Genomic DNA, 22290 nt, shown 5'->3' with positions numbered 1-22290 from the left:
TTACTTCTCTCTTCCGTGCGGGGATCCGGCTGCGGACCCGTGCCGGGGTTCGGCCGCGGTGGCCAGGGCGGCCGTCAGCAGGAGCGGACTTCGGCCCAGGCCGCAGACCGCGCGGGCATGGGCATGGGCGGCGATCTCGTCGGCGCCCGCGACATGGCCGTACAGGGTGTGCCGGCCGGCGCGCAGCACGACGTGGCCCAGGGCGTGCTTGAGCGCCTTCTTCGCCGGACCGTGGTGGAGCCGCTCGTGCACCGCCTCGTGCGCGATCGCCGCCGCCCGGACGGACCCGGCCGGATACAGCTCCCGCCAGCCGAGCAGGTCGATCAGCTCGTCCGCGAGGGCCAGGGTGTCGGTGAACAGCTCGACGGTGGGCACCGGCCGGGAGGTGTAGCGGGCCAGGAGCCCCTTCGCGAGGCCCCCGTCGCTCTCCACGATCCGGGCCGTCGCCGGGACCGGCGGCAGCGCCGCGCCGAACGCGCCGGCGGTACGGGCCCAGTGGCGCAGCAGCTCCGGGTCGCGCCCCTCGTGCGTGGGCGTGTTCGCGAGCAGCCGGGCGCCGAACGCGATGTCGTCGTCGGCCTCCAGCGCCGAAATGGCCGTGCGTGCGGCCCGGTCGAGCAGGGCGGTCGTCATGAGCGCACCTCCACGACCGCGACGACCGGTTCGTCCGCGGCGCGGGCGCGCAGTTCGCTGCGGGCCAGCGCCAGCAGCGGATCCGGGTCGATCACCCCGGACAGGTCCGCGATCCGGGACCCGAGCAGCAGCCGCAGCGCCGGGGCGCGGACGCCGCCGTCACCGTACGACGTGGCCTCCTTCACCAGCCCCGCGAGGACCTCGGGCGCCTGCCCCACGGTGGTCGTCTCCACCCGGGCGTCCGGTGCGTGCAGCCGTACGACGCCGTCCGCGTCCACGACCCGCACCGGGTGCCGGTCCGCCCGGAAACGCCGGTGCACCTCGGTGCCGTACACGGTGTGGGCCGGTGTGCCCGCGAGCACCCGCACCGAGGCCGGATCGGTCCGCAGGCTCATCGCGGCGGCGCGCAGCCGGTCCGCCTCGTCGGCGCGGTGGGCGCGGTCCTGGGTCCGCAGTTCGGTGGCGCCGGTCGCCACGGCCCGTACGGTGCTGGTCTGCGGGTCGACCGTGACCTCCACCTCCACCCCGTCGGCGGCGGCCCCCTGGGCGACGACGGCGGCCTCCGCCTCGGCGCGCACGGCGAGGATCTGCTCCTGGCCGGCGCCCGGGATGATCCGCTCGACCTGCTCCCGGATGAGGGCCAGGGCCACGCCGATCGGGCTGATCACCTCGTTGTGCTGGGCGATCCTGCCCTCCTGGCCGGTCATGGCCGCCAGATGCGGGGTCACGGAGGCCGCGCCGCCGCCCCCGCCGACGAGCAGTGCGGTGTCCTTGTCCAGCCGGTAGTCGCGCGTCATCTCCTCGACCACGGACTTCACCTGCTCGGTGCCCGCGTCCAGGAGCTTCGTCGCGGCCGAGGCGACATCGGTGCCGAGCGCGGCGGCCAGCGGGGCGATCGCGGCCCTCGCCACGGCCGGGTCGCACCGGGCGAAGTCCCCCTCCGGCACCCGGCCCAGCGCGTTCGCCGCACAGGTCATGGTGATCGCGAAGCGGCCCCCGGCGGCGTCGAGCACCGCGTAGTCGGCGGGGTCGTCCGCCAGCGGACGGATCGTGGTGACCTTCGCGTCGCGCAGGTCGTCCTCGGTCGCGAAACAGGCGTACGGCAGCCCCGCGATGTGCGCGCTGCGCGGCCCCACGCCGACGACCCTGCCGCCGTCGACCCGGACCATCGAGCCGCCGCCGACCCCGACGGTCCGCACGTCGAGCGCCGAGAGGTACGACGTCCGGCCGAGCATGGTGGCGTGCCGGACGGCGACCTTGCCCCGCCGCACGACGCTGATGTCCGTGGACGTGCCGCCGGTCTCCAGGAACAGGCCCTCGCTGACGCGCTCCTGCATGAGCGCCCCGGCGACGCCCGCCGCAGGTCCGGACAGCACCGTCAGCAGCGGTCTGCGCCGCATCTCGTCCAGCGACATCACTCCGCCGTCGCACCGCATCACCATCAGCGGCGCGCTCACGCCCGCCTTGGTGATGGAGGCGTCGACCAGATCGGCGGTGGCGAGCATGCGCGGCAGGATCGCGGCGTTCACCACGGCGGTCCGGGTCCGCTTGTGGAGCCCGTACAGCGAGGTGATGTCGTGCGCGGCGGTCGTCGGCAGCCCCCGCTCCTCGGCGGCGGCCACGACCGTGTCCTCCCCCTCGGGGCGGTCGACGCTGAACGGCTGGCTGGCGACGACGACTTCGGCGCCCTCCCGTACGACCGCGTCGAGTGCGGCGCGCACGGCGGGCGCGTCGTCCGGGTCGGCCACATGCCCGTAGACGAGCGGCAGCCGCTTGCCGGGCGTCAGCTCCAGCTTCCGGAACGCGGCCAGCCGGCGGGTCAGTGCGGCGCTCGGGCCCGCACCTATGCCGATCAGACCGACGGTGGCGACGTCGCCCTCCAGCAGGGCGTTGGTAGCCTGTGTGGTGCCGTGGGCGAGGAACGTCACGTCCTCGGGCGTGTGGCCGGTCTGCTCCAGCAGGCGGTCGAGAGCTTCGACGATGCCGTGGGCGACGCCGTCCTCGTGATGGTGGCTGGTGGGAACCTTCACCTGCCCCAGCAGGCTCAGGGTCGTGGCGTCTACGGCCACGGCGTCGGTGAAGGTTCCGCCCACGTCGATGCCGACGCGGATGCGGTGGGTGTTCATGGCTGGGCACCTCCTTGTGCGGGTGGCAGGGCGAGGGCGGCAGGTCCGGGCGTCGCGAGACGGCCGGGTCCTGGGGCCGGGCGGGTACAGGTGGAGCTGCGCCCGCCCGGCGCTCCGCGCCCACCCCTGGGGGGCCGTGCGGTGAAGCGGGTGATGCGTACCGCGGTCAAGCGGGTGATGCGACGTCCGCGCCGTCCGTCGTGCGCGGACGGGGTCGGTCAGTAGCCGCGTACGTCGGGCCAGTGGCGCTGCACGCCGTCGCGCTCCAGCAGCGCGGCGAACGCCTCGAACCGCTTGTCCTCGGCCTGGACCCGGTGCGGCTCGACGCCCTCGGCGACGCAGTGCGCGGCCAGCGCTCCGGCGACCTCGCCGATGTTCCACTCCACCGGGTGGAGCCGGTAGCAGCCGTTGGTGATGTGCGTCGTGCCGATGTTCTTGCCCGCGGGCAGCAGATTGCGGACGCGGCGCGGGATGAGGGCGCCGAGCGGGATCTCGAACGGCACCGAACCGATGTCGACGTAGTTGTCGCCGCCGGTCGAGGGGTGCAGATCGATGCGGTAGTTGCCGACGCCCACCGAGTCCCGGTAGCGGGTGCCGCCGTAGGGACCGACGATGTCGATCGAGACGTCGTGCTCGGTGACCGTGGTGACGGCCTTGATCCGCCGCGACTCCCGTACGTAGGGGGCCTTGGCCAGCCCGTCCGCCGTGCCGGTGACGTCCCCGCGCAACCGCAGACCCGGGAACCCCGTGCCCCCGTCCGCCCGGGGGGCCTCGGTCTGGAGCCAGTACAGGACGGAGAGCGACAGCTGGCGGGCCTCGGCCAGCGCGGCGGCCGACGTCTCCTCGCCCCCGCCGATCAGCGGCTTCAACCAGTAGTCGTTCAAGGGCCAGTTGACCAGGGTGATGTCGGAGTCGAACGCACCGGGCCGGTGCAGCTTGCGGGCCAGGATCCGGCGGAAGCCGAACAGCTCCTTGTCACCGGCGTCGGCCGACTGGTCGGCGTTGACGTCCAGCGGGTCCAGCTCCGGGTTGGGCACGAAGGTCCGCGGGACGGCCTCCAGGCTGCGCGGGTCGGGGGCGAGGAAGCCGAGCAGCGGCCCCGGCCAGAAGTCCGGCCGGTAGGAGCGCCAGAAGTCGTAGTCGACGGGGCGCTCGATGGTGTGGTCCTCGCCCTCGTGGTGCGAGAGCGCGAAACACACGGTGATGCCCTGCTGGTTGAGGGGCTGTGCCTCCTCGGGCGCGTGTGGTTCGTCGAACTCGCTCCGCGCCTCGGCGCCGATCACATGCTCCACCCCGGCGAGTTCGAGCAGTTCACCGGTCTCGGTGGCGTCGATGACATAACGGGGGCTGATTGTAAGGCTGTTGCCGTGCGCGTCGGTCAGGGTGACGGAGCGTACGGTGTCGTCGTCGCCGGCCTCGGCGGCCACCGGCCGGTGCTCGGTGAGGAGCGTCAGCCGCCCCGAGGAGCGGTGCGGGGCGAGCATGGCCTCCATCACGGTCAGGGCGACGCGCGGCTCGTGGCACAGCTTGCTGACGCGCCCGGCGCCCGGATTGAGGTTGCGCAGGGCCAGGGCCTCGGAACGCATCGGGTACCACTGGCGGTAGTAGTCCCGGATGGAGTCGCGCAGGGTGCGGTACGAGGCGGTGGTGCCGAACTCCTCGACCCATGGGTGCTCGTCCGGCGGGACCGCCTGCGAGGTGAGCTGGCCGCCGATCCAGTCCGTCTCCTCGGTGAGGACGACGGTGCGCCCCGCCCGGCAGGCGGCGAGAGCGGCGGCCACGCCGCCGAGTCCGGCGCCCACGATGAGGATGTCGGGTTCGGATATCACGGTTCTCCTTGAAGTGCTGGGTGTGCTTGCTGCGTTGGAGCGTCTCCCGGCCTCCTCCGGGGCCGGGTCGGAGATGTTCACAGCTGTACGGGGGCCGGGCCGGCCGTCGAGCCGGGCCGGAAGGCGCAGGGCACCAGGGGTTCCGTCGCCTCCTCCCCGGCCACCAGTGCGGCGAGCATCCGCACGGCGGCCGCGCCGAGTTGGGGCCGGGGGACGTCGAAGCCGGTCGGCACGGGCCCGTCCGCGAGATCCGGCGGGGGGCTGCCGAGCAGGGCGAGCGTGGCGTCGCGGGGGCAGTCGATGCCGACGAAGTGCGCGGCGCCGTGCAGGGCGCGCCAGGCGTCACCGGTGTCGGTCTCCTCCGCCACGAACGCGGTCACGCCGTCGTCGAGCCAGCCCCGCAGTCGCTCGGCGGTCAGATCGCGCTCGGGGTCGGCGGAGCGGAAGACGGCGGCGGGACCGCCGGACAGCCCCGCTTCCTCCAGGCCCTTGAGGAAGCCGTGCTCACGGTCGGTGGAGGCGGGCGCCTCGTCGTCCTCCCGGACGAGCACGATGCGCCGGTGACCGAGCGAGGCGAGGTGCGCGACGACCTCCTGGCTCGCGCTGATGTAGTCCGCGCCGACCCAGGCCAGCCCCTCCAGCTCGTCCCGGCGGCCCAGGTGGACCACGGGAAAGCCGTCGGCGACCAGCCGCAGCAACTCGTCGGCGGGGGCGTGGCGTCCCAGGAACAGACAGCCGTCGGCGAGCCGCACCCGGTTGAGGGCGTGCGGCCCGGCGGCCCCCGCGCCGCCCGTGCTGGAGCCGGTGAAGAGCACCAGGTCGTAGCCCCGGGCCGCCGCCTCCTGCTCGACCCCGACCAGGAAGGGGTAGTACGAGTGCTGTACGTCGGTGGGGAAGGTGGACGTGAAGCTGAAGACCCCGAGCAGGTTGTTCCGGGCGGCGGCCAGGCGGCTGGCGGCCGGATCCGGCACATAGCCCAGCGCCCGGACCGCGTCGAGGACCTTCTGCCGGGTCTCCTCGGAGATCGTCGCGCCCTGCTTCCGGGCCCCCAGCACCAGCGAGACGGTGGCCTGCGAGACCCCGGCGAGCCGGGCGACCTCGGCCTGGCGCGGGCGGGACGTACGGCCCGCGGGGGCGGGCGCCCGGCCCGGCCTGGACCGCTTCCTGGGTTCTTCCACGGTGTTCCTCCGGATCACTAATGCGTATTACTAATGCGCATTAGTGAGTACTGTGAACCTCCGTTCCGCAGGGGTCAAGGGATTGCGCAAGACTTCTTTCGGCCTGGTGGGTACAGGCCACTGCGTGCGGGGCCCGGCGCTCGCCGGGCCCCGCACCGGGGGCTCACCAGTCGTGGACGGTCCCGTCGTGGAGCCGGTTGACCGGCAGATACGCGGCCTCGTACGGGTGGGCGGCGGCCAGCTCCTCGTCGAGCTCCACGCCGATGCCGGGCGCCTCGCCCGGGTGCAGGTGGCCGTCGGTGAAGGTGTAGGCGTGCCGGAACACCGCGTCGGTGAGCGCGGTGTGGCCGGAGTACTCCTGGATGCCGAAGTTGTGCACGGCGAGGTCCAGGTGGACGGCGGCGGCCATCCCGACCGGGGAGATGTCCTCGGGGCCGTGGATCGCGCTCCTGATCTGGTACTGCGCGGCGAAGTCGAAGAGCTTGCGCAGCGGGGTGATCCCGCCGAAGTGGGTCACCGCCGAGCGCACGTAGTCGATCAACTGCTCGGTGATCAGGGCCTGGTAGTCGTACACCGTGTTGAACACCTCGCCGACGGCCAGCGGCGTGGTGGTGGACCGGCGCACCAGGCGCAGCGCCTCCTGGTTCTCGGCCGGCGTGCAGTCCTCCAGCCAGAACGGCCGGTAGGGCTCCAGGTCCTTGCCGAGCCGGGCGGCCTGGATCGGGGTGAGCCGGTGGTGGGCGTCGTGGAGCAGTGGCAGTTCGGCGCCGAACTCCGCGCGCACCGCCTCGAAGACGGCCGGCACATGGCGCAGATACGCGGCGGTGTCCCAGTCCTCCACCAGGGGGCGGGCCTGCTGGTGGAGGACCGGTGCGCCGGTGTCGTCGGTGTCGGAGACCCCGTACACCGCCTTGAGGCCGGGGATGCCGGACTGGATGCGGACGGCGGGGTAGCCCTCGGCGAGCCGGGCCCGTACGGAGTCGAGCAGTTCGGGTATGTCCCGGCCGTTCGCGTGGCCGTACGTGCCGACGCGCTCCCTGCTCGCACCGCCCAGGAGTTGGTACAGCGGCAGTCCGGCGGCCTTCGCCTTGATGTCCCACAGGGCCACGTCCACGGCGGCGATGGCGGCCATCGTCACCGGGCCGCGCCGCCAGTAGGCGCCCCGGTACAGCGACTGCCAGGTGTCCTCGACGCGGTGCGGGTCGAGTCCGATCAGCAGGGGGGCGACATGGTCGGCGAGATAGCTGACGACGGCCAGCTCCCGTCCGTTCAGGGTGGCGTCGCCGAGGCCGGTGAGCCCTTCGTCGGTCGTCAGCTTCAGGGTGACGAAGTTGCGGCCGGGGCTCGTGACGACGACCTTCGCGTCGACGATCTTCATGCGTGTGTGCTCTTTCCGCAGGTGGGGGAGTGAGGGGTTCAGCCCTTGGTGGCGCCGGACGTCAGCCCGGCCACCAGGTACTTCTGGCCGAGGACGGCGGCGAGGACGACCGGCACGGTGATGAGGGAGGCGGCGGCCATCAGACCGCCCCAGTCCGTGCTCGCGTAGGAGATGAAGTTGAACAGGGTGACCGGCACGGTCTGCGTCCGGTCGTCGGAGAAGACCAGCGCGAACATGAAGTTGTTCCAGCTGAAGACGAAGGCCAGCAGCGACGCGGTCGCCGTTCCGGGGGCCGCGAGCGGCAGCGAGATGCGCCAGAACGCCCCGAACGCGCTCAGCCCGTCGGTGCGGGCGGCCTCCTCCAGCTCGACCGGCAGCCCCGCGAAGAAGCTGATCATGATCCACATGATCAGTGGCACCGAGACGAACATGTGGCTGAGGATCAGCACCGTGTAGGAGCCGACCAGTCCCATCCGTGCGAACAGGTAGTACCAGGGCACCAGCAGCGAGATCGCCGGGACGATGCGCGCCACGAGGATCACGGAGCCGGTGCGGTGCATGGAGAACCGGCCCACGGCCCAGGCCGCCGGTACGGCGATCACGGCGGAGAGCACCGTCGAAACCACCCCCACCAGCAGGGAGTTGCCCATGGACCGCACGATCTGCCCGGCCTCGACGACCGCGCGGAAGTTGTCCAGCGTCGGGGTGAACCACAGCCCGACCGAGGGGTCCGTGACCTGGACGTTGGTCTTGAAGGCCGCGGCGAACATCCACACGAGCGGCAGCGCGAAGACGAGCGTCACGATGGTGATGGCGATGGAGCGGAGCCATGAACCGTAGGGCCGGCCGCGCCGGGGCCGGGCGGGGGAGAGGGTGGCACTCATGCGTTCTTCCTTCCGCCCCGGCGTCGCAGCAGCACCACGACACCGATGATGAACAGCGTGAACAGGACCAGGACGGCGGCGGCCAGGCCGTACTCCTGGTAGTCGAAGGTGAGCCCGTAGGCGTAGACGTTGAGGGTCTCCACCTCGAAGTCCGAACCGCCGCCCGCGCCCTTGGTGGCGTAGAGGATGTCGAACGTCTTCAGGGCGTCGACGGCGCGCAGCACCAGCGCGGTGGCGAGCGTCGGCCCGAGCATCGGCAGGACGACGTAGCGGAAGCGCTGCCAGGCGTTCGCGCCGTCGACCAGGGCGGCCTCCTCCGGCTCCTCGGGCAGCGTGGTCAGCCCGGCGAGCAGCAGCAGCGTCATCATCGGGGTCCACTGCCACACGTCGATGAGCATCAGCGTCGGCAGCGACTGCCCGACCGAGCCGAGGAACTCCTGACGGGGTACGCCGACCGCCTCCAGCAGATGGTTGGCGATGCCGTTGGTGGGATCGAGGATCAACAGCCACAGGATGCCGATCGCGACGGGCGTGGCGAGCAGCGGAACGATGAGCACGGTACGCACCCAGCGCATCCCCCGGAACGGCTTGCGCATCAGCATCGCCAGGGCGAGCCCGAGCACCGTCTCCAGCACCACCGCGCCCACGGTGAACACCAGGGTGCGGCGGGCGGCGGGCCAGAACCGGCGCGTGTCGCCCAGCGCGTCGGTGAAGTTGCGCAGACCGATGTGGGCGCTGTCGGCGTTCACCGCCCCGAAGGCGTCGGTGAGGCTGAGATTCAGGGTGAAGACCAGCGGGAAGACGATCATCAGGCCGACGAAGAGCACCGCCGGGGTGAGCATCGCCCACTTGAGCCGCCGGTTGGCCTGCTCGAAGGTCCGCTGCCGTCGGCCGGTGCCGGGCGGAGTCGGGCTCGGCGTGCGGGTGGTGGAGCCCCGGGTGGTGTCTGCGACCCGGGCGGCCTCGGTGGCGGGCATCAGGACTCCTTGTGGCGGTTGTCGCGTACGAGGAACTCGGCGAACTCCGCGTCCGCGTCGCGCACGACGGGCCGGACGGACTCGCCGAGGATGCCCGCGACCAGCGGACGACCGACGATGTCCCGGGCCCGGCCGACCTGGAGGACCCGGGGCCGGTCGTACCCCACGCCGCGCTCCGCGTTGAGCCGCATCGACTCGGCGAGCTCCGGCGGGAAGGCGGCCAGCGTCTTCGGGTCGGACCACACCGAGGAGCGGGCGCCGGGTATGCCCTCCGACTGGAGCGCGGCCGACATCTCGGGCCCGGCCGCCCACCGGATGAACTCCCAGGCGTCGTCCCGCAGTCGGGAGAAGGTGTTGATGCCGAGGCTCCAGGAGGGGATGTTGTGCGGCCTGGCGCCGGCCGCCCCGGCGGGGAAGGGCGCGAAGCCGACGCTCTCGCGCACCCGGGAGACCTTCGGGTCGAGGAAGCTGCTGTAGATCGCGTCGGCGTCGATGAAGAAGGCGGCCTTGCCCTGCGCGAAGATCGGCATCGCCTGTTCGAGGCTCATGTTGGTCGCCCCGGGCGGTCCGGAGCCGGCCAGCAGACGGCCGTAGTACTCGTAGGCGGCCACGGCCTCGGCGCTGCCGATCCCGGACTTCCCGTCCACGACGAAGTCACCGCCGTGCGAGTAGAGGAAGCTCGACCACTGGGACACCGCGCCGCTGCGCTGCCCCCGGCCGACGTAACCGTAGAAGCCCTTGTCCCGGCGGGTCAGCTCCCGCGCGGCCTCCATCAGCGCCTCCAGGGTGCGCGGCGGCCCGCCCAGGTCCTCCACCAGGTCCTTGCGGTAGTAGAGGGCGGGGCGTTCGGTCACCACCGGGACGCTCAGCACCTTCCCGGCGGTCGTCGACGCCTCGCGCGGCGCCTCCTGGAAGTCGTCCCAGGCGAACCGCCCGTCGTCCGCGACCCGGTCGCTGAGGTCGGCGAGCCAGCCGTTGTGGCCGAAGAGCAACTGCTCCTGGAGCGCGCGGACCATCATCACGTCCACGTCGGTGCCCGACGCGTTGAGCTTGACGTTGTAGCTGCTGGCGAGCTGATCGGCGGTGAGCAGCGTCATCGAGACCCGCCGCCCGATCCGCTCCTCGAACTCCGCCGTGCGGCGCTTGACCGCCTGGGACCAGACGTGGTTGATCGCCATGATCCGCAACGGCGCGTCGGCCGAGGGCTTGCCGCTCCCGCCCGAACAGGCGCTCAGCGCTCCCGCCCCGGCGGCCGCCGCGGCGCCTGCGGCGAGCCTGCCGAAGGCACGCCGGCTCAGGAGCTGGCTGCTCGTGGACATCCTCGTCCTCGTTTCTCTGCGGTACGTGTTGCCTGCCGGCCCCCGGGGAAAACCGGGCTGGTCCGACCTGGTCCAACTGGTAGGACCAGTTGGTATACGCGGGACCGTAACAGCAGGGAAACCTCCCCGACCAGACCCTGAAGCGAAGATTCCACGGACCGGACGGATGAGTTCCGCCCGGCTCGCCCGCGCGTCGGCTACCGCCCCGGAGGCGTCCGGCGGCCCTCGGCCCGATCGAGCAGCGTCTCGATGTGGTTGCGCGCCATCGTGTCGACCTGGACGTCGAGATCGGCCCCGTACGTCCGCAGGCCCAGCATCAGGTGCTCCCGCATCCGCGCGCAGGCCAGCTCCACGTCCCGCGCCTCGACCGCCTCGAAGATCTCCGGGTGGTGCGGTACCCCGGGTTCGCCGATCGACGGATCGGAGTTCGAGCGGAGCATCATCTCGAACATCATCCCGCCGATCGACGACAGCATGATCCTCAGCACCGGGTTCTTGCTGGCCACGGCGATGGCCTCGTGGAAGTCCATGTCAGCCTGGGCCTTGACCACGACGTCCGTCGCCGACTCCAGGGCGTCCCGGGCGGCCCGCATCGCCGCGATGTCCTCGTCCGTGGCCCGCTCGGTCGCCAGCCGGACCATCTCGACCTCCAGCGGGATCCGCGCCTCGATGAGCTGCCGGACGGTGGGCCGGCCCGCCCGGTACAGCGCGTCGTAACCCCGGGCCTGCCCCGACGACTGCTCCCGGACGAAGGAACCGCGTCCCGGGGCCACTTCGATCAGATGCTGGGCCTCCAGCCGCCGCAGCACCTCGCGCACGACGTTCCTGCTGGCGCCGAACTGGGCGGCGAGCTCACGTTCGGAGGGGAGTTTGGTCCCGACGGCGATCTCGCCGGAGCGGATGTCGTGTTCCAGCTCACGGGCGATGCGCTCCGTCAGGAGCCCGCGCCGGGCGGGGTCCGCGACCGGACCCGGCCGCGCGGAACCCGACGGGGAGGAGGGGGCGGACGGCTGCATGATCGCAGCGTACAGGCCGGTCGCGGCCCGTCGGGCATCTCCGGCACCGGCCCGGCAGCGCGGGGACAGCGCGCGCGGCGGAGACCGAAGCGGGCCCCGCACGCCGCCGGGACCTCCGCCGACGCGTCCGGTGTGTTCTGCGTACTCCGTCCCCTTCTCCACGCGCTTGCACAGTTCTTGCCCTCTGGCCTCACCTCCGGCGGTGCCGCGATACTGCGACGAGCCGTTGACCCGAAAGGACCCACGTGACGCACCCCTTCTCCGCGACCACCCGGCTCGGCCTCGGCGGCATGGCGCTCCTGCTCGTCCTCGCGGGCCCCGCCCTGCCCGCCGCCGCGTCCCCGGCGGACGCCGCCCGCACCCCCGCGGCGGAGACCGTCGAGGAGCAGCGGCTCGACCGGACCGCGCCGCGGGAGATCCTGCGGCGCAGCGGATTCGACTCCTTCGCCCCGCGCTTCGAGCGTGCCCTGCGGGGCTCCGACGGCTACGCCCAGGCCGAGCGAACGGTGACCCGCCACGCCTCCGCGCTGTGGCGGCGCGCCGTGGACCGCGCCCAGGGCCGAGGACCCGCCACGGGCGACCTGAGCCGGGGCGATGACCGCCCGCTGTACTGGGCCCGACTCGCGCTCAGCAGCGAACTCCGGTCATGGACACCCGGGTTCGGGATGAGCGACGAACAGCGCAAGGCCTTGCGCACCGCCCTGGAGACCTCCTCGCGCGGCCAGGACGACATCCGCTTCCCGGGCCACCGGGTGAAGCGCGTCCTCGTCACCGGCTTCGACCCGTTCACCCTGGACAGGGACGTCCGAATCGGCAACCCCTCGGGCGCGAGCGCGCTCGCCCTGGACGGCACCCTGGTGCGGACCGCCGAGGGGCCGGCCCGGATCGAGACGGTCGTCTTCCCGGTGCGCTGGGCGGACTTCGCGGAGGGAGCCGTCGAGCGGGCCCTCACCCGGCAGCTGCCCCGCCTGGACCTGTTCACCACCGTCAGCCAGGGCCGCCAGGGCCGCTTCGACGTGGAGCGCACCAACGGCGCCTGGCGCGGCGGCTTCCCCGACAACGAGAACACGGCGAGCACCGGGACCGTCCCCGTGGAGGACCCGGGTTCGCAGCCGCAGTGGACGACGACCACGCTCCCGTACCGACAGCTCACCGAAGCGGACTCGGGCCGCTTCCCGGTGTACGACAACACCGAGGTGACCGAGATCCCGGCGGGCGGCACCCAACCGGTGACCAGGCCGGACGGCCCCACGCCCGGCTCGGCTTCGCGGGCCGGCGGCGGCGGCGACTACCTCTCCAACGAGATCGCCTACCGGGCCACCCTGCTGCGCGACCGGCTGGGGCTGCCCGACCTGCCGGGCGGCCATCTCCACACCCCGGTGCTGCAGTTCGGCGCGGGGAACACGGACCCGCGGACGGGCGCGGTCACCGACCCGGACTTCGAGCGCAACCGGGCGGACATCGTGCGCCAGGTGCGGGAGCTGGTGAGGACGGCCGTGGGGGAGGCCGGCTGAGAGCACGACGACGGTGGCTCGGCCCCGCTGCGTCCGCCACCTCTCCAGCCGCCGACTACCCCTCTTCCCACGGGTCCGACGGCGGCTTCAACCCGAAGGTGCGGTCGAGTCTCGATCCGGTCTTCTGGAGGCTCTTGAGCCCCTCGTCAAAGGTGTTCCACCCCCGCAAGGCCTGTCCGGCCTCCGCGGGCGACTGGAACGTTCTGCCCTCCGGCGCCGACGCCAGAACCTCACGCGCGCCCTCGTCGAGGCGATCGATGGCGGCCGACCAGGTCCGCTCGGTCTTGGGGTCGGGGATCGAACCGAACAGCCGGGCTGTGTCGAGGGCCCCCTCAAGACCGCTGAAGTCCAGGATCACGAGTTCGAATTCCTCCTTCTCGCTGGGACGGCCGGACTGCGCCTTCACTGCCTCTTCGACCAAGCTGACCATGGCCGTCTCGCCTCCGTACTCGTACCAGTGGGTGACGGCTTCGGTCATCTCGGCGGCCGTACTCGGTGTCGGCGAGGCGGTCGGAGACGGCGGGCGGGCCGAACTCGGAGCCGGAGACGAAGTCGCTGCCGGGGTCGGTCGTGCGGACGGCGTCGGGCCGCCCGCGGCCGGGGCGGAGCCGGCTTCCGCGCAGGCCGTGAGCAGTACGGCGGTGACGGCTGTGAGCAGCAGCGGCACGAGGACGCGTCCGGGGCGGCTCATCGCGGCGTCGTGGTGATCAGGACGGCGAGCGGACAGGCCCGGGAAGCCACGGTCACGACCTCTGCGCATCTGTCGGCCGCCTGGGCGCCTGCGTCCTCGTAACACGGAACTTCCCCTCGTTCGGCAGGGGAATCAGGTCCCCGCGTCGATCGGGGTGGCCGGTGCACGGCCGCCCCGATCGACGGTAGGACGAGGTGATGCCTTCCACCAGCGACTGGATGGCATGTGTGCCATGCCGCGGAGGAATGGGTTCCGTGGCGGACGGGGCCGGGACGGGCAGCCGCATGCCCCCGGCCAGGATCGAGAACGAGCTCGGAGAAGCGTGCGTCACACACCCTTCAGAACCCGGTCGAGTGCCGCCCGCCCCGCGGGCCCCCAGTGCGGCTTGCCGCCGGGGAGACCTCGATCTCCGTTCTGCCCCATGAGCATGAGGAAGAGGCTCTTCATCGCGGCCAGCCCGCGGGCGCGCCGGACCGCCGCCTCGTCCGCGTGCGCGTACCCGTCGAAGAACCCTGGCGCCGTGCCGGCGGGTAGCAGCACCCATGCGGCTGAGAGGTCCCAGGCCGGATCGCCGGCGAACATGTCGCCGAAGTCGACGATGCCCGCGAGCGTTCCGTCCGAGACGACGACGTTCGCGGGGTGGAGATCGCCGTGCACCCACACCGGCGGGCCCTCCCAGGCCGGGGCCGCGACGGCGTCGTCCCAGACGGCCCGGACGTCAGCAGCGAGGTCGTCGGGCGCAACAGCCTGGAAGAAGGTCTCGAAGCTGTCCGCGCAGTTCCCGGGGCGGGTGCGGAAGCCGGCAGCGATCGGAGCGTCGGCGGGCGCCGCCACGTGGAGCGCCCGCAGGAAGCCCGCCAGGGTGTCGGCCGCGTGGTCGCCGCGGCTGATCGAGCCGTGGTCCAGCGGCTCGCCGGGAACCCACGTCATCACGGTCCAGTGCTGGGGAAATCGCTCGGACGGTTCGCCGAACCGCACCGGGGTGGGCACCGGGAGCGGCAGGCGCGGGGCCAGCACGGGGAGCCACCGCCGCTCCTTGAGCTGGAGCTCCGGGGTGGGGTCCCTTCGCTGCACACGAACGGCCAGCTCCTCCCCGAGACGCCACATCTGGTTGCCCCAGCCGCCCGCCACCTCTCGGACGGCCAGTCCTGCGAGATCTGGATGCTGCTCCCGCAGCAGGCAGCGGACCAGGTCTGCGGTGATCTCGATCTCGGTGTCGGTCATGCTGATTCACCCTACTGATGCGGCAGGCGGAGCGGCTCCCGCTCTCCGGTCCCTCTCGCTGGAACTACTCGGGGACGCCCTGGAAACCGGTCAGTACCGTGCTGAGGATGTCCAGCGCCTTGGTGGCCGTCGGGCCGCTCGGCTGCTCGCCCGGCGCCGGGGCCGCGTCCGACGGCCCGCTGTCGGCGACCTTGAGCACCTCGACGAGGAAGCGGCCGTTTGTGCCGTAGACCAACGCCTGGCCGTACTCCAGGGGCGTGTCCGTCGGTGTGAGCGGCCGACTCGACGCAGCAGGCTCGGACCACCACCACCTGGCCATCGGTGCCCGGCGGCTTCCCCGACAGCGAAGATCGCGGAGAGCACCGGGGCCGTCCCGGTGGGCGACCACCTCTCCCACGAGATCGCCTGCCGGGCCACCCCGCGGCGGGGCCGGCTGGGGCAGCCCTCGGCGCTCGTCACTCGCAACCGGAGGAGATTTCCTGGAAGTTGTTGTAGTGGTCGCCCGTGTACCAGACGGTGTGGGTGTCCTCGTCGCGGACGACACGTTCGGCGTCGCGGTGCTCTCCCCGGTTGCGGGGGTTGACGTCGTACTCGCGGTAGTGGCCCTCCAGCGGCAGGTCACCGGAGCGGTTGCGGTAGACGTTGCTGCCGCGGATGACCAGAAGGGTCTCCGCGACGGGGTAGTCGGTCGGCCGGGAGGACTGCGGCCACGTGAGGTCCTTCCAGATCGCGCAGGCTTCCCGGACCTGCCCGGGGAACTCCTCGACCGGCAGAGCCGGCTCGATGACCTCGGCGGAGCGCACCGGGGTAAGCACCGGTGTCGGGAGGGGAGCGGCGGAGGAAGCGGCCGGGGCCGCGAGCGCGGTCAGGAACAGGGCGGCGGCCGCCACCTGGCGAAGGTTGCGCAGAGTAGTCACGCTTCTGCAACAGCAGGCGAGTGCCGGGGACACGGCTCGCCACGGCTGAACTTCTTCCGGCCCAGTTCATCGGTGTGGAAGGAACCCGATCGGCGCTACCGCCGGGCCGGCTTACCTGTACGGGGCAGCGGCGAGGACAGTCCGGATAGGATGCCGATATGACGGAAAGTGAGCTGGTGATCGACCTGCGTGGGCGCCGGATCGAGACGCTCGATGACTTCTGGGATGCGGTGACCGGGCCCTGCGGGCTGCCCGACTGGTTCGGCCGGAACCTCGACGCCTGGGCGGACACCATCCATGGACGCGGCATCTCCGATGTGATCGACCGTCACAGCACCCTGTCCGTCCACGTCGACCGGACCGGGATCTTCGCCGCGGACGACCAGGACGCCCGAGCCCTGGGCGAGGTCTTCGACGGCGAACGGAACAAGCTCGTCGTCCACGCCGTCTGAGCGGCTGCTCGACGGGCGTCGGCCGGTTCGGTGACCCACGGAGCTGTGACGCCGGAGCCCTGCGGCGCGGGCGGGCCCGACGACCACCCGGTCGCCACGCGGTGCGCCTCCAGCCGCTCGCACGGTACGTCGAGCGTGCCGTGCGGCCGGCCCGCGAAGCCCTGGACGACCATCGACGTGTATCCGCACGCCGGGCGGGCGCCGAACGGCTCGGGCCGGGCACGGACACGGAGACGGGGATGCCGCCGTGTCCGTGCCCGGCCGTCGAGCGCCGCTTCAGTTCGCTCCCGTGATCACGGGAGCGAGCCCAGCAGCTTGTTCGGGGAGCCCGTTCCGACGCCGGTGAGGACGTTGGAGGTCGCGGGCCCGCGACCGGGAGGACGTACCGCTGTCCGTGCGCGGTGAACGTGGAGGTTAGAGCCGTTCGATCCAGATGTTGCGGAACCTCGGGTTCTCACCGGGGTCCCCGTGGTCCTGCAACTTGATGTGGCCCGGTGCGGGGCCCTCGGGCCGGCCTGCCCCGGTCGGCCCGGCGATGGCGACGTTCCTGTGCACCGTCCTGCCGTTCCACCGGAGGGTCACCCGTGCGTCCTGGACCTTCTTCCCGTCGCTGTCGAAGCGAGCCGCCCGGAACTCGATGTCGTAGCTCTGCCAGGTGCCGGGCGGGGTCGCCGCGTTGACGTCGGGAGCCTTGCGCAGGTAGATCGAACCGGCGTCGTTGGTGGCGGGTACGTCGACCCCGAAGGACTCCAGGACCTGGAGCTCGTAACGCTCCTGGATGTAGACCCCGCTGTTGCCCCGGGCCTGTCCGGTGACGTCCGGCGGGTAGGGGGGCTGGTACCACTCGGCGTGCATCCGGAAGTCGCCGAACTTCTCCTTCGTACGGATGTCTCCGCCGAGGGACTCCATGGAGCCGTCCGCCACCGGCCACTTCGCCGGACTGCCGTCGTTCGCCTCCCAGGCGTCGAGGTCCGTGCCGTCGAAGAGGGTGGTGCGCTTCGTCGGGGTGACGGTGAGGCTGTCGAGGTTCACATGGCCGTCGTCCTCGGGCTCATAGGCGTACGTGATCGTGTTCGCGCCCTTCCGCAGGGGCACCGATTCGATGTGGGCCGCCCACTTGTTCCAGGCGACGGTGGAGTTCAGCCAGATCTGTTTGTGGCGCTGGCCGTTGACGTACAGGGTTATCGAGCGGGGAGTGGGCTGCGGGTCGGAGTTCTGGCCGTTCGCGTACCGCAGCGCGAGGTCGTGCTTCCCCTTCTTGTCGGCGCGCACGGCGAAGGTGGTGCGGGAGCCGGGCTCCCAGTTGTTGTCGATGAAGCCGGTGCCGGAGTAGCCGGAGTGGTTGTCGTTGAACTTGGTGCCGCCGTCCAGCGAGGCGGACTCCGCCTCGTACACCGGCGGCGGCTTCGACCCGTCGGGCAGCGTGTTGAGGCTGTACCAGGCCTCGGTGCTCCACAGCTCCGCTCCGGACTCCGCGGCGAACGGGCGCGGGGACTGCACGTGCACCACCCGGCCCGGGCGCAGACCGTCCATCTTCAGCGTCACGGTCGTACGGTCCTCGGACAGCGTCGCCGAAGTGACGTCGAGGCTCTCCTCGTCGACCTTCGGGCCGCCGTACCTGGGTGTCGCCACATAACGCCACTGCTGGGCTTCGTACGTGGCCGCCAGATCCTGGGCGGTCGCCTCGGACAGCGGCTGGGTGTACTCGATCTCGAAGCCGCCGTCGATCGCGCGCATGGCACGCATGTCGAAGGCCTCGTCGCCGGTGAGCGCGAGCTTCTGGAGGCCGAACTTGAGCTTGCCCTCCTGGCCCCAGTTCCCCGAGTCGCCGATGCCGCCGGCGTAGATCGCTCCGTCGGGGCCGAGGCTGATCCGGTTGACCCCGGCCTCCAGGCCCTGTGTCATCCGGAACACCGCGCCCTGGTACTCGCCGCCGACCTTCTCCAGGAACGCCCGCTGAAGGCCCCCGTAGGTCACGTCACCGAACACCATCTGCCCGGCGAAGGGCCCTTCGGGCAGGAGGAGGGGGTTGCTCGGCGAGTTGGAGATCTCACCGTGCGGGAGCCAGAGGACGGGCTCGGTCACCGGCTGGTCGTCGTAGACGCCGTCCGGGTTGGTGTGGTGGTTGTAGAAGGCGCCCTGCTCGATCCGCACCAGCTTCGACGTCGGCACGTACGCGCCCTGGTTGTCGGTGGCGAAGATCTCGCCCCCCGGACCCCGGCCGAGGCCGTTCGGCGTGCGCAGCCCCCCGGCCACGTAGGACACCTTGCCGGTCTTCTTGTTGATCTTGAGGGTGGATCCCCGGTTGGGCACGTTCTGCGGGTCCTGGGTCGCGCCCCCGGGAACCATGGCGATGCCCGTGCTGACGTAGAAGTGCCCCTTCTCGTACAGCAACCCGAACGCGAACTCGTGGTAGTTCCCGCCGAACGGCCAGGTCGCGATCTTGCGGTACTCGTCGGCGACCTCGTCACCGTTCTTGTCGACCAGTGCGGTCAGGCCGTCCTTCTCGGACACACAGAGGGTGCCGTCGACGTACTTGAGGCCCATCGGCTCCAGCAGGTTCTCGGCGACCAGCTTCTTGGTCACCTTCGACGGGTCGGTGGCGCCGGTGACGTTGTCGAGCAGGTACACCTGCCCGAGCTCGCTCTCCCTGCTGCCGCCCCAGGTGCTGACGGCCAGTCGGCCGTCCGGCAGCCAGTCCATGCCGGTGACCTGCGGTTCGAAACCGTCGGGGCGCAGGTCGGTCAGTGTGTAGTCGGGGTGGACACCGGCCAGCGGCAGGCCGTCGCCCGGCGACTCGTCGACGCCCTCGCACAGTTTGCGGCCCGGAGAGGTGACCCGGGTGACGTCGGCGTCCGTGCTCAGCACCGAGGAGGGTACGACGGAGAAGCCGCCCGCTCCGGGCGGCCGCCACTCCAGCAGAAGGCGCTGGTCGTACTCGCCGTCCCAGTGATCGATGCGCAGCGCGTGGTGGCCCTCGGTCAGCTCCGCCGAGCCTTCCTTGGCCTGGGCGCCGTGTTTGCCGCCGTTGTCGATGATCTCCGTGCCGTCGAGGATCAGCCGGGATCCGTCGTCGCTGGTGATGCGGAAGTCGTGCTTCCCTGCCGACTCGACGTTCAGGTACGCGGTGACCTCGGTGACGAACTTCCCGCTCAGCCCGAAGTCCTCGGCGGTCCTCCAGTCGATCGTCGGCTTCAACTCGTCGACGTTGGGCGTCTGTCCGGGCTTGAGCTCGCAGAAGTCGTCCAGAGGCATCTGTACGTCGAACACCCGCATGGTCACGCCCGGCTCCTGGGGCGGTATGTCGGGGGGCTGGGCTGCGGCCTGGCCCGGGACGAGGGAAACGAGGAACAGGGCTGAGACGAGTACGGCCAAACGCCGCATGGGCCTTCCTCCTTGAGGGCCGGGGCAGCCGTCGGTCCGGTGGCCGACGGGCTGCCGTTCACAGTGAAGGACAGCCCTCGCGGAAAAGGCAACAGGGAGGCAAGCGCTTTCTCTTCCATCGTTGAAAAATAGTGCTACAACTCGCTTCTGGGCAGGAAGCGCTGTCATCTTCACCAGGTCCGGGGCGTTCCGTCGAGCCTTCCGCCCTGGCCGATCCGGGAAGGCCGGCCGCGTTCGTACCTGCCGCATCGAGCCGGACGTGCTGCGGACGGCCGAGGGCTGGCTCGCCGGGCAGCGCACGTCCTGGGAAGGGCGCCTGGACCGGCTCGGCGACTACCTGCTCGACGATTCCGGCACACCGGAGCAAGGGGGTTTGTGATGATCGACCGTTCTGTCACGCACGCCACGTTCACCCTCGAACGCCTCTACCCGGCCACGGCGGCCCGGGTGTTCGCCGCATGGGCCGACCCGAGGACGAAGGCCCGCTGGTTCTCCACGCCCGACGCCGACCATGAACTGGACTTCCGGGTCGGGGGCCGCGAGGCCAACCGGAGCCGTCCGGACAGCGGCCCGTCGTTGACGTTCGAGTCGTGGTACCGGGACATCGTCCCGGACGAGCGCATCGTCTGCACCTCGGTGCCGCACGTGGGGCGGGAGCTCGCGGCGGCGTCGCTGACGACCGTGGAGTTCTGCCCGGCCGATGAGGGCACCCGGCTGGTCCTCACCGAGCAGGGCACCTTCCTCGACGGCCCGCGTTCGTCCGCCAGGTGGTCAACGGGGCGCAGGGCCGGGCAAGGGCTGAGGTGAACATCAGCACAACTTGTATTGATAAGTATGGGCGGACGTGGGTCCGACGTGACATCTTCCACCCATGACGCACGCGAAAGATTTGGTTCTGGCTTGTTATGCGCGGTGGGACGGTGTGGGGCGTCCTTTCGCGGTGGTGGAACGGGCGACTCCTCGCGTTCCGGGGCGCGGTGAGTTGCTGGTGCGCGTGGACATGGCCACGGTGTGCGGCAGCGACCTGCACACCGTGAGCGGTCGGCGGAGCTCACCCGTGCCCGGGGTGCTGGGGCATGAGCAGGTGGGAACGGTGGTGGGTGTGGGTGAGGGCGGGGTCCTCTGCGTGGACGGGACCCCGGTGGCGCTGGGGATGCGCGTCGTCTGGTCGGTGATCAGCTCGTGCGGTCGGTGTGACCGGTGTGCTCGTGGTCTGTCGCAGAAGTGCCGGGGGCTGCGGAAGTACGGCCATGAACCGTTGCTGGAGGGTGCTCCGCTGACCGGGGGGTTCGCCTCGCACTGTGTGGTGCTGCCGGGGACCGCCGTGGTCGCGGTCCCGGACGGGGTGCCTGATGAGGTGGCCAGTCCGGCGTCCTGCGCAACGGCCACGGTTGCCGCGGCGCTGGCGGCGACAGGCCCCCTGGCGGACAGGCGGGTGCTGGTGACCGGAGCGGGCATGCTCGGGCTGACCGCTGTGGCCATGGCTGTGACGGCCGGCGCACGGGTGGTCGCCGTTGATCCGGACCCGCTGCGTCGGGAGCAGGCAAGGATGTTCGGCGCGGCGGAGGTGCTCGGCGGTGCGATTCCTCCCGAGGAGGTGGACGTGGCGCTGGAGTTCTCAGGCCGGTCGTCGGCCGTGCGGGTGTGTTTCGACTCCCTGGGGATGGGCGGTACGGCGGTCCTGGTCGGCTCGGTCGCCCCGGATGACCCCGTACGGGTGGATCCTGAGCGGTTGGTCCGCGGGCTGAACAGGATCGTCGGCGTGCACAACTACCGGCCCGAGGATCTGCTGACAGGCGTGGAGTTCCTGGCCGCCCATCACGACTCGTTCCCCTTCGCCGACTTGGTGGAAGGGCGGTTCGCGCTGGGAGACGTGGGGTCGGCTTTCGAGGCCGCCCGGCTGCGGGCGGCACCCCGCCAGGCGGTGGCCCCGGGGTGCGTCCTCCCGATGTGAGCAGGGGGGTCAGAGCATGGCGGTGCGGGAGTTGCGGGTGTTGGTGACGGTCACCGTGGCGACGTCGGGGCGATAGCGGTCGTCGGACCACTCGATCGGCACACCCTGGGAGTCGGTGGTGAGTCTCCGCTCGCGCAGGAGGGGGGCGCCTTCGGGGACGTCGAGCAGTTCGGCGTCGGTCGTGTCGGCGTTGACGGCGTCGAAGGTGTGCCGGGCGGAGTCCAGGTCCACGCCCTGCTCGGTGAGCAGGGCGTAGATCGAGCCGGCGTCGAGGTCGGCGTCCAGGAGCGGGCGGCCGACGGACTCGGTGTAGGTCATGCGCTCCAGCATCGCCGGGCGGCCGTCCAGCAGGCGCAGGCGCAGAAGTTGTACGACGAGGGCGTCGGGTTCGATCTGGAGGGCGGCGGCGATCGTGGGCCCGGGGCGGCGGAGGGCGATCTCCTGGAGGCGCTGGCCCGGGACGTGGCCGGTGAGTTCGGCGCGGGTGGTGAAGGAGAGGAAGGATGCGAAGGGCTGGGCGGGGACGGCGTCCAGGACGACGGCGCGCCTGCCCTGGCTTCCGCCGATGAGGCCCTCGTCGCGAAGTGCCGCCAGAGCCTGCCGGACGGGACCGCGGGAGGCGGAGAACTCCTGGCAGAGGTCCGCCTCCGAGGGCAGCGGGTGCCCGACGGCGATGGCGCCGCTGCGGATGCGTCGGCGCAGTTCGTCCGCGACGGTGCGGTACAGGGGCTCTCTCATGCACCTGACTCTACAGGTGGGGGAAATGCGGCGTCCGGACGGAGAGACCGACATGAACAGTACATGACTTGTACTG

At 71.5% G+C, this 22290-nt stretch carries 19 protein-coding genes; 4 read left to right on the top strand and 15 right to left on the bottom strand.

Going from position 1 to position 22290, the window contains the following annotated elements; genetic code table 11:
* From HET64_RS05010 to HET64_RS04970, 9 genes are all read right to left on the bottom strand, one after another.
* The gene (locus HET64_RS05010) at positions 1-633 is read right to left on the bottom strand and encodes a hypothetical protein (protein ID WP_215102735.1); all 633 of its coding nucleotides are present in this window, start codon (positions 631-633) and stop codon (positions 1-3) included.
* Positions 630-2759 carry a hydantoinase/oxoprolinase family protein gene (locus HET64_RS05005; protein ID WP_215102733.1) on the bottom strand — a complete coding sequence of 710 codons (2130 nt, stop codon included), beginning with the start codon at positions 2757-2759 and terminating at the stop codon, positions 630-632. The genes HET64_RS05010 and HET64_RS05005 overlap by 4 nt, the downstream gene beginning before the upstream one ends.
* Positions 2760-2977: 218 nt before the next feature.
* Complete coding sequence (locus tag HET64_RS05000) at positions 2978-4588, bottom strand: FAD-dependent oxidoreductase (protein ID WP_215102731.1); 1611 nt, start codon at positions 4586-4588, stop codon at positions 2978-2980.
* Between the two features lie 77 nt (positions 4589-4665).
* Positions 4666-5766: a LacI family DNA-binding transcriptional regulator gene (locus tag HET64_RS04995; protein ID WP_215102729.1), complete on the bottom strand. Its 1101-nt coding sequence runs from the start codon at positions 5764-5766 to the stop codon at positions 4666-4668.
* 163 nt (positions 5767-5929) lie between these two features.
* Entirely contained in the window at positions 5930-7144 is a 1215-nt protein-coding gene (manD, locus tag HET64_RS04990) for a D-mannonate dehydratase ManD (protein WP_215102727.1), read from the bottom strand.
* Positions 7145-7182: 38 nt separating this feature from the next.
* The gene (locus HET64_RS04985) at positions 7183-8028 is read right to left on the bottom strand and encodes a carbohydrate ABC transporter permease (RefSeq protein WP_215102725.1); all 846 of its coding nucleotides are present in this window, start codon (positions 8026-8028) and stop codon (positions 7183-7185) included.
* Entirely contained in the window at positions 8025-9005 is a 981-nt protein-coding gene (locus tag HET64_RS04980) for a carbohydrate ABC transporter permease (RefSeq protein ID WP_215102723.1), read from the bottom strand. Before HET64_RS04980 ends, HET64_RS04985 begins: the two co-directional genes overlap by 4 nt.
* Positions 9005-10324 carry an ABC transporter substrate-binding protein gene (locus HET64_RS04975; RefSeq protein ID WP_215102721.1) on the bottom strand — a complete coding sequence of 440 codons (1320 nt, stop codon included), beginning with the start codon at positions 10322-10324 and terminating at the stop codon, positions 9005-9007. Before HET64_RS04975 ends, HET64_RS04980 begins: the two co-directional genes overlap by 1 nt.
* Before the next feature lie 197 nt (positions 10325-10521).
* Positions 10522-11340, bottom strand: a complete 819-nt coding sequence (locus HET64_RS04970; RefSeq protein WP_215102719.1) for a FadR/GntR family transcriptional regulator — start codon at positions 11338-11340, stop codon at positions 10522-10524.
* A 245-nt stretch (positions 11341-11585) separates the two neighbouring features.
* Between HET64_RS04970 and HET64_RS04965 the strand changes: the two genes are divergently transcribed.
* A complete protein-coding gene (locus HET64_RS04965; protein ID WP_215102717.1) occupies positions 11586-12854 on the top strand; it encodes a pyroglutamyl peptidase in 1269 nt (422 codons plus the stop codon).
* A gap of 55 nt (positions 12855-12909) precedes the next feature.
* On the opposite strand, the gene HET64_RS04960 is transcribed toward HET64_RS04965, so the two are convergent.
* From HET64_RS04960 to HET64_RS04945, 4 genes are all read right to left on the bottom strand, one after another.
* The gene (locus HET64_RS04960) at positions 12910-13332 is read right to left on the bottom strand and encodes a hypothetical protein (protein WP_251144793.1); all 423 of its coding nucleotides are present in this window, start codon (positions 13330-13332) and stop codon (positions 12910-12912) included.
* Positions 13333-13872: 540 nt separating this feature from the next.
* A complete protein-coding gene (locus HET64_RS04955) occupies positions 13873-14769 on the bottom strand; it encodes an aminoglycoside phosphotransferase family protein (RefSeq protein ID WP_215102715.1) in 897 nt (298 codons plus the stop codon).
* A gap of 64 nt (positions 14770-14833) precedes the next feature.
* Positions 14834-15004, bottom strand: a complete 171-nt coding sequence (locus tag HET64_RS04950) for a hypothetical protein (RefSeq protein WP_215102713.1) — start codon at positions 15002-15004, stop codon at positions 14834-14836.
* Positions 15005-15224: 220 nt separating this feature from the next.
* Complete coding sequence (locus HET64_RS04945) at positions 15225-15686, bottom strand: ribonuclease domain-containing protein (RefSeq protein WP_308369805.1); 462 nt, start codon at positions 15684-15686, stop codon at positions 15225-15227.
* A gap of 158 nt (positions 15687-15844) precedes the next feature.
* On the opposite strand from HET64_RS04945, the gene HET64_RS04940 reads away from it, so the two are divergent.
* The gene (locus tag HET64_RS04940) at positions 15845-16138 is read left to right on the top strand and encodes a barstar family protein (protein WP_215102711.1); all 294 of its coding nucleotides are present in this window, start codon (positions 15845-15847) and stop codon (positions 16136-16138) included.
* A gap of 414 nt (positions 16139-16552) precedes the next feature.
* Here HET64_RS04940 and HET64_RS04935 read toward each other — a convergent pair whose 3' ends face one another.
* Positions 16553-19522 carry a family 16 glycoside hydrolase gene (locus HET64_RS04935; RefSeq protein WP_215102709.1) on the bottom strand — a complete coding sequence of 990 codons (2970 nt, stop codon included), beginning with the start codon at positions 19520-19522 and terminating at the stop codon, positions 16553-16555.
* A 378-nt stretch (positions 19523-19900) separates the two neighbouring features.
* On the opposite strand from HET64_RS04935, the gene HET64_RS04930 reads away from it, so the two are divergent.
* Both HET64_RS04930 and HET64_RS04925 read left to right on the top strand, forming a co-directional pair.
* A complete protein-coding gene (locus tag HET64_RS04930; protein ID WP_215102707.1) occupies positions 19901-20329 on the top strand; it encodes an SRPBCC family protein in 429 nt (142 codons plus the stop codon).
* Between the two features lie 64 nt (positions 20330-20393).
* Complete coding sequence (locus HET64_RS04925; RefSeq protein WP_215102705.1) at positions 20394-21476, top strand: zinc-binding dehydrogenase; 1083 nt, start codon at positions 20394-20396, stop codon at positions 21474-21476.
* Positions 21477-21485: 9 nt separating this feature from the next.
* Here HET64_RS04925 and HET64_RS04920 read toward each other — a convergent pair whose 3' ends face one another.
* A complete protein-coding gene (locus HET64_RS04920; protein WP_251144792.1) occupies positions 21486-22214 on the bottom strand; it encodes a GntR family transcriptional regulator in 729 nt (242 codons plus the stop codon).
* Between the last annotated feature and the right edge of the window lie 76 nt (positions 22215-22290).

This window comes from Streptomyces sp. McG3 (assembly GCF_018619185.1).
GTDB lineage: Bacteria > Actinomycetota > Actinomycetes > Streptomycetales > Streptomycetaceae > Streptomyces.
This window is presented reverse-complemented; position numbering and strand designations above follow the sequence as displayed.